The following is a 12905-nucleotide window of genomic DNA, read 5'->3' on the forward strand; positions in this document are numbered from 1 at the left end:
ACGTCCTTCTCCCTGGCCTTCCGCGGCGCGCTCTCCCGGCCGAGGCAAGTAAGTCCAAAGTGTCCTTTTCAGGCGCTGCACTACGCTCCTGCGCGATCCAGTTGCCCTCGCAGTTTCAATCCTGCTGGTGATCATCATGATGGGCAGGACGAGCAAAGAACGAGTTTCAGCAGCTCACGCTTATGCGATGACACGTCCTGCCATCATTCCAGCGGGTTCTTGGCCGCGCCGTATGACTGCTGGAATCGCAGCAGGGTATTGCGGAGAATCGACCGTTGAAGCCTTTCTCAAACGAGTCGGTGAGGAGTATCCTCGACCACGTGTGAAAGAAGGGAGGCGTCAGCTGTGGTTGAGAGACGATCTGGACCGAGTTATTGCGCCGGACATCGTGCCGGGCGACCTCGCCGAGGATTTGTGACGCTGGAGCGTCCACTTCCACGCTTCGTCGAGGTACGGCGGCTTGCCCGCCGGGCGACCGCTTTCTACTTCCGCATCCCCACTCATTACAGGAAACTCGGCTGCGAGATAGCGAATGAGCCACTTGGGACGAGCTACGAAACTGCATGCGGCGACGACGGAAAAGGCGGACGCGCCGCCACACTCAATGCCTTGTTCGATGAATGGAACAACCAGCGCAGAGGGCAGCCGGGCGAGCAGGGAAAGATCGCGCGCTATGGCACGATCGATTGGCTGTTCCGACAATACAAGACGGAGAAGGCGTATACTGAGAAGGTCTCAGCTCGGTCGCGCCCCGACTACGAACGGATCATGCATATGACCTGCGACACCGTCGGAAAGAGCGGACGGCGGATCGGCGAACGGCAGATCATGGAAGTTACGCCACGTGCCGCCGATAAGATCTACGACAAAATCATCAACGGCCCGAACGGCATCAGACTGCGGCAGGGAGAAAAAGTGGTCGGGCTCTGCCGAAAGGTGTGGCGGATCATGCGTCGGCTGCACCCAGAGTTGTTCGATAAGAAACACCCGAACCCCTGGGACGATTTCACCCTCAAGAGCCGCACCAAGACCAAGAAGCACGCGGTCACTCGAGAAGAGGTCTATAAGTTTGCATGGGGCTGCATCAAAGAAGGGCGGCCTGAACCCGCGGCCGTCGCGGTGATCTGCTTTGAATGGCTACAACGACCGGAGAACGTAGTAGCCGGGTTTTTGACTTGGCCCGACTATCGCAGCAAGAACTGGCCACACGCCGTGCGCATCGAGCACCACAAGAACAAGGCGTTGGTCTGGCATCCGCTCGACGAGACTCTCGACGGAGAGACCATCAAGTTTTACGCAGAAGCGGAGGACGTTTTGAGCCATCTGCCCAAGCTCGGCGTCCCGATGATCATGCGTCGGATCCAAAAGGGTGAACGCAAGGGCGATGCCAAAGTGTGGTCCTACCCTGGCATGGAAAAAGTGGTGCAGCAGATGCGCAAGAAGATCGACGGCGTGTCAAAGCTGTTCACGCTTGATGCCTGTCGACACGGCGGCATGACCGAACTCGAGGAAGCCGAACTGACCGACGGCCAGGGTCGTGCGCTCTCGGGCCACAAGACCGCACAGGCCTATCGCGGCTATGCCAAGGAAACGATGATGCGAGCGTTGGCTGCGACGCGCAAGAGACATGCACATCTCTTGGCACAGAAGGAGCTCGATCAGCACAATGCTGATGGAGCAGCATCACCTCGAGACGAAACGCAGAACTCGCCAATTTCGAAGACTAGCGTCCGATCTCAAGGATAGATTTCGCGATTCGTTGAACGCTGCAAAAGGCGGCGGGGTTCTGCAACTTCGATCCGCACGCGACGTCAGCGGCTGCGGTCGGAAGCTTGCAACGCACAGACGGCGTTGATTTGCTGAGTTCGTATTTTAATGAGGCGAGCGACGTTCAACGCGCGACGACCTTCATCTGCCGTCGCAAAAACGAAACCAGCACAGAATTTCCAAATGCGCGGCAAACGGAATTTCCAAATGAGCAGGAAAATCTGCCTTGAGCATGACAGTTTTTGCAACAAAATCAGAACGTTGGCGCTGGCTGGGGCGGGAGGGATCGAACCTCCGAATGGCGGAATCAAAATCCGCTGCCTTACCGCTTGGCTACGCCCCAACAGGCGACCAGGGAACGGGCGGAAGAACTGGCTACCGCAGATTCCCGCTGGTCGCAGCCGGTCTATAGGGAGCGGCGCGGCATTTCAACCGCCTGGAGGGGCAAAATACCTGAGGTCCAGGACCGGGCCCGGCGCTCGCCATGCCACCCTTTATTATAGGCCCGGCGGCGGCGCCGTTCCGGGCCGGCGCTATCCCGGCGTTCCGGCCATTGAGACCTCCCCCGTTTCATGGGAATACGGCGCCAAACCTGTCCACGGGAGTGAGCCATGACCTACCGCGCGCCGATCTCTGACATGCTGCTGTCGCTCAACCATGGCGCCGGCCTGAAGGCTGCCGTGGAGGCCGGCCATTACGGCGATTTCGACGGCGACATCGTGAGCGCCGTGCTGGAGGAAGCCGGCAAGTTCGCAACCGACGTGCTGGCGCCGCTCAACAAGGTCGGCGACGAGCACGGCATCAAGCTTGGCGACGGCAAGGTCACGACTGCGCCGGGCTGGCCGGACGCCTACAAGCGCTGGACCGAGGGCGGCTGGAACGCGGTCTCCGGCCCCGAGGATTTCGGCGGCCAGGGCCTGCCGCTCGCCATCAACGCCGCCTGCACCGAGATCTGGAGCGCCTCGAACGTCGCCTTCGGCCTCTGCCCGCTGCTCACGGCCTCGGCGATGGAGGCGCTGGATGCGCATGGCAGCGACGAGTTGAAGAAGATCTATCTCGAAAAGCTCGTCTCCGGCGAATGGACCGGCACGATGCAGCTGACCGAGTCGCAGGCCGGCTCCGACGTCGGCGCGCTGCGCACCCGCGCCGAGCGGCAGGCCGACGGCACCTATCGCATCAAGGGGACGAAGATCTTCATCACCTATGGCGAGCACGACATGACCGACAACATCGTGCATTTCGTGCTGGCGCGCCTGCCCGATGCGCCCGCCGGCACCAAGGGGATCTCGCTGTTCCTCGTGCCGAAGTTCATGGTCAATGCCGACGGCTCGCTCGGCGCGCGCAATGACATCTTTGCGAGCGGCGTCGAGCACAAGCTCGGCATGCATGCCTCCCCCACCTGCACCATGACCATGGGCGATCATGGCGGCGCGATCGGCTTCCTCGTCGGCGAAGAGAACCAGGGCATGCGCTGCATGTTCACGATGATGAACCAGGCCCGCCTCGGCGTCGGGCTGGAGGGCGTCGGCGTCGCCGATCGCGCCTACCAGCAGGCGCTGGCCTATGCGCAGGAGCGCAAGCAGGGCCGCGCCATCGGCAAGGCGGGCGACGGTTCGGACGCGATCTTCGTGCATCCCGACGTCAAGCGCATGCTGATGCGGATGCGGGCGCAGACCGCGGCCGCACGCACCATCTGCTATGCGACCGCGGTCGCGATCGACGTCTCCACGCGCGCCACGGATCCAAAGGTCCGTGCGGACGCCGCCGCACGCGCGGCGCTGCTGACGCCGATGGCGAAGGGCTATTCCACCGATATCGGCAACGAGGTCGCCTATCTCGGCGTGCAGGTGCATGGCGGCATGGGCTTCATCGAGGAGACCGGCGCCGCGCAGCACTATCGCGATGCGCGCATCACCGCGATCTACGAGGGCACCAACGGCATCCAGGCGATCGATCTCGTCACGCGAAAGCTCGCGGCCAATGGCGGCGCTGCGGTGTGGGCGCTGCTCGACGAGCTCTCGGCCACCGTGAAGCAGGTCGAAGCCTCCAACGATCCCGCTTTCGGCACCACAGGTACCAAGCTGCGCGAGGCGCTGGAGGCGCTGACGCGCACCAGCAAGTGGCTGCTGGAGCGCGTGACCTCCGCACCGAACGAGGCGCTCGCCGGCGCGACGCCGTATCTGCAGCAGTTCGGCGCCACCCTCGGCGGCTGCATGCTGGCCTCCGAGGCGCTCGCCGCGAAGGCCGATGGCAACACCGACGCCGCGCGCTACGTCTCGCTCGCGCGCTTCTTCGCCGAGAACATCACGGTGCAGGCCGGCGCGCTGGAGCGCACGGTGACGGAGAGCGCGGAGTCGGTCGCGGCGGCGGATGCGGTGTTGTTGGGGTAAGGGTGGCCTGCGTAGCCCGGATGGAGCGAAGCGCAATCCGGGGTCGTCGTCGCTCGCGGCACGAATCCCGGATTACGCTGCGCTCCATCCGGGCTACGACGCCTAATCCTAAGAAGCCGCAAGCTTCGCGCGTCGGCCCGGCCGCCACAGCACGATTCCCGCCGCCACGAGATCGAGCATCACGCACATCGCAAACGCGCTCGTGTAGTTGCCGGTGAAACTCCGCGCGAGGCCGACGATGCCGGGGCCGAAGGCGCTGACGACGCCGCTGATCGACGTGCCCAATCCCATTGCGGCGGCAAAGGCGGCAGCACCGATCTCGCGCTGGATGATCAAGGGCGGGAACGTGATCATGTTGCCGATCGAAAAGCCATAGACGGCGCAGCAGACGAGCAGCACGGTCGGGCTCGTGCTTTGGAGAAGCACGAACAGCGCCGCCGCCTGGCTCGTCATCGACGCCGCGCAGGCGAGCCGCGGATCGAGCCGGTCGACGAACAGGCCGAGCGTCAGGCGGCCGACCACCGCCATCGCCGCCATGATCGTGACCGCAAGGCCCGCACTGGCGCGGCCGATCAGCGGCTCGAGGAACGACACCTGGTGGATGATGAATCCCATCTGCGCCAGCAGCGCGATCGCGATCGGCAGCACCATGGTCCAGAACGCCGCGTTGGCGAGCAGCGTCTTGCGGGAATGGGCCGGCGCGGCGATGCCAGCGGACGAACGGCCGCCCGATGCCAGGGACATCTGCGTCGGCCAGCCGATGAAGATGACGACCACCGGCAACACCAGCACCACCATCGCCATCGTGGCGGCAAGCATGGCGGACTGGAAGCCGATGCTGCCGGTCAGCGACAGCAACAGCGGAACGAGGACGATGCCGCCGCAGGTCGCGCCGTTGAAGGCGAGGCTGAGCGCGAGCCCGCGGCGCCGCTCGAACCAGGCGTTCAGCACGGTGGCGATCACCACGGTGCCCATGCCGGTCCAGCCGACCGACATCAGCGCATAGGCAAGATAAAGCTGCCAGGGCGTCTGCATCAGCGCCAGCAGCACGGTCGAAGCGCCGAGCGCCGACAGCCCGCACAGGATCAGCGCGCGCAGCCCGATGCGGGCGAGCAGATCGTCGGTGAAGATGACGAGCACGGAGGTGAGGAGAAACGAGAAGGTGCTGGCCGCGGAGACCAGCGTGCCCGGCCAGCCATGGGCGCGCTGGAGCTCGGCGAGATAGACGCCCTGGCCATAGAGGCCGAAGCCGAACATGAAGAAGGCCATCAGGAAACAGGCCAGCACGACGCGCCAGCCGCGATAGCGCAGCGAGGATTCGTCAACGCCCGTTGCGGCAATCATCGATCGAGCAATCGGCCAAATGGAACGGCATTGGGCAATCGTGCCCCACAACCCCCGGTTTTTCAAATGAAACATTGTAGCCATTTGTTGCAATGCGCAACTGCATGTGCGAAGCAATACAACCGGCATGATCCGGTGCGGTGCGGTTCCCGATCAGAAAAACGACAGCGCGCCATGCGGCGGACTCACGGGGACGTTCTCGAAAAGGTCGAGCGGGCGGATTGGCACGCCTGCAAGATGATGTAGGCTGAGGCTTGCGAGACTCGCCAAGGCAAGCGTCGCGGCGACCGCAGGGGGCTCTCATGCCGAATGGCAATATCGTCGTCACCGAGGAGCGCGGAACGCGCGTCATCACCCTGCGCCGCCCAAGCAAGAAGAACGCGATCACGCAGGACATGTATCGCGAGATGAGCCGCGCGATCGACACCGCGCAGAACAATCCCGACATCCGCTGCATGATCATCACCGGCGGCTCCGGCGTGTTCACCGCCGGCGACGACATCGACGATTTCATGCAAGCCGAATCGAATTCCGAGACGCTGTCGGACGGTGCAAAATTTCTCTATTCGCTCGCCCTCAACGTCAAGCCGATCATCGCGGCCGTCGACGGCGCCTCGATCGGCATGGGCACGGTGATGCTGTTCCATTGCGACTATGTGCTCGCCTCGAACGCCGCGACCTTCTCCGCACCCTACATCCATCTCGGGCTCGTACCGGTCGGCGCGGCCAGCCTCCTGATGCCGAACACGATGGGCTACCAGCGCGCCTTCGCGATGCTGGTGATGGGGCGGACTTTCACCGCCGCGGAGGCGCACGCGGCAGGCTTCGTCAACACCGTGGTCTCGCCGGGACATACCGAGGTCGAGGCGCGCAAGGTGGCGCGCGATATCTGCCGGCTGCCGGCAGAGGCGGTCGCGGCCTCGCGCAAGCTGCTGCGCGCCGCACCCGAGGAGCTCACCCGCCGCATCGACCAGGAGGCCCATCTGTTCGGCGAGCGGCTGAAGTCGGATGAGGCGATTGCCGCGTTCGAGGCATTTGCAAACCGGAAGAAGCGGTAGAGCGTTCTTCCTCTCTCCTAGAACTCACTTCTAACCTCGCGGAGACAACCCCTCATCCGGCGCCATAGCCGAAGCTTCGCTTCGGCGTTCTTAAGGACGGCGGCCGAAGGCCGCCTATGCCACCTTCTCCCACAACAAGGGGAGAAGGAAGAAAGCTTCGTGAAATCTTCGCGCGGAACGACTAGTCTGGTTCCATGCGACATCTTCTCCGCCTGACCGTCCTTACACTGACTCTCGCCACCCTCCCCGCCTCCGCCCAGACCGCGGCGCCGGTCGAGCTGCGCATTCTTGCCATCAACGATTTCCACGGCAATCTGCGGACGCCGCCGGGCGGCATCCGGATCAATGATCCTGAAGACAAGACCAAGAAGGTAGCGGTGGCCACCGGCGGCGCCGAGTATATGGCGACGCTGGTCAAGCAGCTGCGCGAGGGGCACCCAAACACGATCTTCGTCGCCGCCGGCGATTTGATCGGCGCGAGCCCGTTCCTGTCGGCAATGTTTCACGACGAGCCCTCGGTCGAGGCGCTCTCGATGATGGGACTTGCGATCACCTCGGTCGGCAATCACGAGTTCGACGAGGGCAAGACCGAGCTCTTGCGGATGCAGAACGGCGGCTGCCATCCGGTCGACGGCTGCCAGGGGCCGCATCCCTTCACGGGCGCCAAATTCCATTATCTCGCCGCCTCCACCATCGAGACCGCGACCGGCAAAAGCGTGCTGCCGCCCTACGAGATCAGGGAATTCGAGGGCATCCCCGTCGCCTTCATCGGCCTCACCTTGAAAGAGACCGCGGGCATCGTCTCGCCCTCGGGCATTGCCGGGCTCGAATTCCGCGACGAGGCCGAGACGGTGAATGCGCTGGTGCCGCAGCTGAAGGCGCGTGGCGTCGAGGCGATCGTGGTGCTGATCCACCAGGGCGGTGAGCCCTCGGGCGACTACAATGAATGCCCTGCCATTACGGGGCCGATCGTCGACATCGTCAAGAAATTCGACCGCGCGGTCGACGTCGTCGTCAGCGGCCACACCCACCGCGCCTATGTCTGCGATATCGACGGGCGGCTCGTCACCAGCGGTGACAAATACGGCACGCTGGTCACCGCGATCGACCTCAAGCTCGATCCTGCAACCCGCGACATCGTCAGCGCCAAAGCCGACAACGTCATCGTCGCCAATGCCTCGCTGGCGAAGGACCCGGAACAGACCGCCCTGATCGAAGCCTATGACAAGCTGTCGGCACCGATTGCGAATCGCCCGGCCGGATCGGTGACGCAGACGCTGTCGCGCGTGCCGAACGAGGCCGGCGAGAGCGCGCTCGGCGACGTCATCGCGGACGCGCAACTCGCCGCGACGAAGGACGCCAAGGATGGCAGCGCTGTCATCGCGCTCACCAATCCCGGCGGCATCCGCACCGACATTGTCCCGAAGGAGAACGGCGCGGTGTCGTTCGGCGAACTTTTCGCGAGCCAGCCGTTCCGCAATCGCCTCGTTACGATGACGCTCACGGGCAGCCAGCTCAAGGACATGCTGGAGCAGCAATGGCTCGATCCGAAGCGCCCGCGGATCCTCCAGGTCTCGAACGGGTTCAGCTACACCTGGGATGCGACGAAACCGTTCGGCGAGCGAATCAGCGTTGAGAAGATCACGCTCAACGGCAAGCCGATCGAGCCTGGAAGCGGCTACCGCGTCACACTCAACGATTACCTCGCCGTCGGCGGCGACGGTTTTACCGCCGCCAAACAAGGCACAGCGCAGCAATATGGCGGCTACGACGCGGACGCGCTGTTCGCCTTCTTCAGGGCACACGGACCGATCGGTCCGCTGCCGCCCACCCGCATCCTGCGCGTGAATTGATCCGGATCAAACGGACTTGTCCGGAACCACCCTTTGCCATCCCCGCCCAAGCGCTTAGATTGCGTTTTGCATTTGCGTTTTGGCTCGGGATGCGCCAAGCGACGTCAAGAGCCCGTTCCCTGTGAGGCCGACCTGATGAGCACGCTTCTCCTCTCCCACAAGGCCTGCCTCGACCACGTCACGCCGCCGGGACACCCTGAAAGGCCTGACCGCATGCGGGCGGTTGAGGAAGCGCTGTCGCAGGAGCGCTTCCAGTTCCTGGCGCGCGACCTGGCACCGGAAGGCGATCTCGATCTCGTGACGCTCTGCCACAACGAGCATTACGTCACCGAGTTGCGCCACATCGCGCCGACCAGCGGTCAGGTCTATATCGACGGCGACACCTCGATGTCTCCAGGCACGTGGGAGGCGGTGATGCGCGGCGTCGGCGGCGCAGTGGCTGCGACCGAAGCCGTGATGAATGGCGAGCATCGCAACGCCTTCGTCGCGGTGCGCCCGCCCGGACATCACGCCGAGATCGGCAAGCCGATGGGCTTCTGCTTCTTCGACAATGCCGCGATCGCGGCGCGTCATGCGCAGCGCAAATACGGCATCCAGCGCGCCGCCATCGTCGATTTCGACGTGCATCACGGCAACGGCACACAGGACATCTTCTGGTCCGACCCGACCGTGATGTACTGCTCGACGCATCAAATGCCGCTGTTTCCGGGCACCGGCGCGAAGGGCGAGCGCGGCGACCACGACACCATCGTCAATGCGCCGCTCGCTTCCGAAGACGGCGGACCCGAATTCCGCGCCGCGTTCGAGCAGCTGATCCTGCCGCGGCTCGAAAAATTCAGCCCCGAGCTTCTCGTCATCTCCGCGGGCTTCGATGCGCATTACCGCGATCCGCTGGCCTCGCTGAATTTGCGCGCGGAGGACTACACCTGGGTCACGCGCAAGCTGATGGACCTTGCCGACAAGTCCGCAGAGGGCCGCATTGTTTCGGTGCTCGAGGGCGGCTATGACCTGCAAGGATTGAAAGAATCTGTTACGGCGCATGTCGGTGCCCTGATGGGCGCTTAGACAGACCCGCCTCATTACGCCCGCAAAACTGCGCTTTTTCTCACGTGAAGCGGGCAATCGGAAACGGATATGGCCGAAAATACCCAAGTCGACGTCTCCAGGCTCACCTTCGAACGCGCCATCGAGGAGCTCGAAACCATCGTGAAGCGGCTCGAGGACGGCAAGGTGCCGCTCGAGGAATCCGTGACGATCTACGAGCGCGGCGAGGCGCTGAAGCGCCGCTGCGAGGAATTGCTGCGTCAGGCCGAGGCGCGCGTCGACAAGATCACCACCGATGCCAGCGGCCAGGCCACCGGCACCGCACCGCTCGACGTGCAGTAAGGTCCTCTTTTCAAGCCGCCCGCCTCAAGCATCGGCCATCCGCAATTTTTCATGATCGCACGCCCTTGTTTGGGCTTAGGCCCCTCGGCGGCCAGGCACGGATATCGACGAGTTCCCCGGCCAAGGCCTCTCGGGCTCGCGAATCTGGCCAAAACGGCCAAAAAATACCGCCGAGGAACCGGGCAAGTCTGGAACCCATCCGCCGGCGCCACGATTAACCACTCTGGCCCGCGGGTTGCAGGTGCATGCCCGTAATCGGCCCTGTGGGTTGGCTTTGGCCCAAGCTTTGGTGTAAAGCTGCGCGGAGTGTGGCTTTTTGCAAGCCTTGCGTGGGCAGAGAATTCCGACGACAAGCGCTTCAAACTGCTAATGAAATTGGCTGGGACGGACGAAGCCGATCTAAGTGACAGGGATCACAGAGACTGAACCGGAGCGCATCTAAGCTCACCTAAGCTTGAAGACGGGGCCCTGCCCCATGCAGGTGGCTCCGACGGTTTAAGGACTCGCGCTGCGCCGATATTGTGCAAACCCATCGCGCACCGGAACGATCTTCCGGCGCTGACAAATTGGAAATCGCCGTGAACGCATACAGTAAGACGCCGCTTCTCGACACCATCCATACGCCGGATGACCTGCGCAAGCTCAAGATCGAGCAGGTTCGCCAGGTCGCCGACGAGCTGCGGCAAGAGACCATCGATGCCGTCTCGGTGACCGGGGGTCACTTCGGCGCGGGCCTCGGCGTGGTCGAGCTCACCACCGCGATCCATTACGTCTTCGACACGCCGCGCGACCGGCTGATCTGGGACGTCGGCCATCAGGCCTATCCGCACAAGATCCTCACCGGCCGGCGCGACCGCATCCGCACGCTGCGCACCGGCGGCGGCCTGTCCGGCTTCACCAAGCGCAGCGAGAGCGATTACGATCCGTTCGGCGCAGCGCATTCCTCGACCTCGATTTCCGCCGGCCTCGGCATGGCGGTCGCGCGCGACCTCTCCGGCGGCAAGAACAACGTTATCGCGGTCATCGGTGACGGTGCGATGTCAGCCGGCATGGCCTATGAAGCCATGAACAACGCCGGCGCCATGAACTCGCGCCTGATCGTGATCCTCAACGACAACGACATGTCGATCGCGCCGCCGGTCGGCGCCATGAGCGCCTATCTGTCGCGCCTCTACTCCGGCAAGACCTATCGCACGCTGCGCGATGCGGCCAAGCAGATCAACAAGCGCCTGCCCAAGATCATCGCCAACCGCGCCAACCGCGTCGAGGAATATTCGCGCGGCTTCATGATGGACGGCGGCACCCTGTTCGAGGAGCTCGGCTTCTATTACGTCGGCCCGATCGACGGTCATAACCTCGACCATCTGCTGCCCGTGCTGAAGAACGTGCGCGACATGGAAACCGGCCCGATCCTGGTCCACGTCGTGACGCAGAAGGGCAAGGGCTACGGCCCGGCGGAAGCTTCCGCCGACAAGTACCACGCGGTCGTCAAGTTCGACGTCGCGACCGGCACCCAGGCCAAGGCCAAGCCGAATGCGCCGGCCTACCAGAACGTGTTCGGCCAGAGCCTCGTCAAGGAAGCGCAGAAGGACGACAAGGTCGTCGCCATCACCGCGGCGATGCCGTCCGGCACCGGCGTCGACATCTTCAACAAGGCCTTCCCCGACCGCACCTTCGACGTCGGCATCGCCGAGCAGCACGCGGTGACGTTCGCCGCCGGTCTGGCGAGCGAAGGCTACAAGCCGTTCTGCGCGATCTACTCGACCTTCCTGCAACGCGGCTACGACCAGATCGTGCATGACGTCGCGATCCAGAACCTGCCCGTCCGCTTCGCCATCGACCGCGCCGGCCTCGTCGGCGCCGACGGCGCGACGCATGCCGGTTCGTTCGACAACGCCTATCTCGGCTGCCTGCCGAACATGGTGATCATGGCGGCGGCCGACGAAGCCGAGCTCGTGCACATGGTGGCGACCCAGGTCGCGATCGACGACCGTCCGAGCTCGCTGCGCTATCCGCGCGGCGAAGGCCGCGGCATCGAGATGCCCGAAGTCGGCGTTCCGCTCGAGGTCGGCAAGGGCCGGATGATTCGCCAGGGCAGCAAGATCGCCCTGCTCTCCTTCGGTACGCGCCTCGCCGAATGCGAGAAGGCGGCCGACGAGCTCGCCGCCCACGGCCTCTCCACCTCGATCGCCGATGCGCGCTTCATGAAGCCGCTCGACACCGAGCTGGTTCTCAAGCTCGCCCGCGACCACGAGATCCTGATCACGATCGAGGAAGGCTCGGTCGGCGGCTTCGGCTCGCATGTCGCGCAGTACCTGACCGATCAGGGCGCGCTCGACGGCGGCATGGTCAAGTTCCGCTCGATGGTGCTGCCCGACGTGTTCCAGGACCACGACACGCCGGCCGCGATGTACGGCCGCGCCGGTCTCGACGCCAAGGGCATCGTCGCCAAGGTGTTCGAGGCGCTGGGCAAGGACGTCAAGGCCGAGACGGTCAAGCTCGCCTGACGGCGAGCTTGACCTTCGCGAACCAGCGCGACCTTCATGAAAATCTATCTGGCAGGGCCCGACGTGTTCCTGCCGGATGCGGTTGAGATCGGCCGGCAGAAGGCCGCGATCTGCGGTCGCTACGGGCTCACCGGCCTCTATCCCCTCGACAACGCCATCGATCTCACCTCGCCCGACGCCTCGCGGCAAATCTTTGCCGGCAACGAGGCGATGATGGACGAGGCCGATGCCATCATCGCCAACCTCACGCCGTTCCGCGGTGCCGGCGCCGACCCCGGCACCGTCTACGAGCTCGGCTACATGGCCGGCCGCCGCAAGTTTTGCCTGGCCTATTCCAACGACGGCGCCGTCTATGCCGACCGCGTCGGCCGCTTCATGGACCTGACCACCGAGGACGGTCGGCTGGTCGATGCACAGGGGCTGACGGTCGAGGATTTTGGCCTCGTCGACAACCTCATGATGATCCATGCGCTGGAGCTGCATGGCTGCCCGCTGGTGACGCCGGCGCAGATGCCGATCGACGTCTGGCACGATCTGGCCGCGTTCGAGGCTTGCGTCCGGATGGCGGCCGCGCGATTGATCGCTACATAAACGTTTCAG

10 protein-coding genes and 1 tRNA gene are annotated in these 12905 nt (G+C 64.0%); 9 read left to right on the forward strand and 2 right to left on the reverse strand.

From position 1 onward, the window contains the following. Positions 1-136: 136 nt before the first annotated feature. Both OWC48_RS19535 and OWC48_RS19540 read left to right on the forward strand, forming a co-directional pair. On the forward strand, positions 137-418 hold the full coding sequence (locus OWC48_RS19535; RefSeq protein ID WP_404979799.1) for a hypothetical protein: 282 nt from the start codon (positions 137-139) through the stop codon (positions 416-418). After that, entirely contained in the window at positions 415-1746 is a 1332-nt protein-coding gene (locus tag OWC48_RS19540; RefSeq protein WP_282521420.1) for a hypothetical protein, read from the forward strand. Before OWC48_RS19535 ends, OWC48_RS19540 begins: the two co-directional genes overlap by 4 nt. A gap of 289 nt (positions 1747-2035) precedes the next feature. On the opposite strand, the gene OWC48_RS19545 is transcribed toward OWC48_RS19540, so the two are convergent. Further along, a tRNA-Gln gene (locus tag OWC48_RS19545) sits at positions 2036-2110 on the reverse strand. Positions 2111-2378: 268 nt separating this feature from the next. Between OWC48_RS19545 and OWC48_RS19550 the strand changes: the two genes are divergently transcribed. Continuing rightward, positions 2379-4157 carry an acyl-CoA dehydrogenase gene (locus OWC48_RS19550; protein ID WP_282521421.1) on the forward strand — a complete coding sequence of 593 codons (1779 nt, stop codon included), beginning with the start codon at positions 2379-2381 and terminating at the stop codon, positions 4155-4157. A gap of 108 nt (positions 4158-4265) precedes the next feature. Here OWC48_RS19550 and OWC48_RS19555 read toward each other — a convergent pair whose 3' ends face one another. Further along, positions 4266-5501, reverse strand: coding sequence for an MFS transporter (locus tag OWC48_RS19555; protein ID WP_282521422.1), 1236 nt, complete (start codon positions 5499-5501; stop codon positions 4266-4268). A 302-nt stretch (positions 5502-5803) separates the two neighbouring features. On the opposite strand from OWC48_RS19555, the gene OWC48_RS19560 reads away from it, so the two are divergent. From OWC48_RS19560 to OWC48_RS19585, 6 genes are all read left to right on the forward strand, one after another. Next, complete coding sequence (locus OWC48_RS19560) at positions 5804-6559, forward strand: enoyl-CoA hydratase-related protein (RefSeq protein WP_282521423.1); 756 nt, start codon at positions 5804-5806, stop codon at positions 6557-6559. Positions 6560-6753: 194 nt separating this feature from the next. Then, positions 6754-8412 (forward strand): bifunctional UDP-sugar hydrolase/5'-nucleotidase, encoded by a 1659-nt coding sequence (locus OWC48_RS19565; RefSeq protein WP_282521424.1) that lies wholly within the window; start codon positions 6754-6756, stop codon positions 8410-8412. Positions 8413-8547: 135 nt separating this feature from the next. Next, complete coding sequence (locus tag OWC48_RS19570; RefSeq protein ID WP_282521425.1) at positions 8548-9477, forward strand: histone deacetylase family protein; 930 nt, start codon at positions 8548-8550, stop codon at positions 9475-9477. A 69-nt stretch (positions 9478-9546) separates the two neighbouring features. After that, the gene (locus OWC48_RS19575) at positions 9547-9798 is read left to right on the forward strand and encodes an exodeoxyribonuclease VII small subunit (RefSeq protein WP_008132970.1); all 252 of its coding nucleotides are present in this window, start codon (positions 9547-9549) and stop codon (positions 9796-9798) included. Positions 9799-10376: 578 nt separating this feature from the next. After that, on the forward strand, positions 10377-12305 hold the full coding sequence (gene dxs / locus OWC48_RS19580) for a 1-deoxy-D-xylulose-5-phosphate synthase (protein ID WP_282521426.1): 1929 nt from the start codon (positions 10377-10379) through the stop codon (positions 12303-12305). A gap of 36 nt (positions 12306-12341) precedes the next feature. Then, positions 12342-12896 carry a nucleoside 2-deoxyribosyltransferase gene (locus tag OWC48_RS19585; protein ID WP_282521427.1) on the forward strand — a complete coding sequence of 185 codons (555 nt, stop codon included), beginning with the start codon at positions 12342-12344 and terminating at the stop codon, positions 12894-12896. Positions 12897-12905 lie beyond the last annotated feature (9 nt).

This window comes from Bradyrhizobium sp. Arg816, assembly GCF_029989365.1.
In the GTDB taxonomy this organism is placed as follows: domain Bacteria; phylum Pseudomonadota; class Alphaproteobacteria; order Rhizobiales; family Xanthobacteraceae; genus Bradyrhizobium.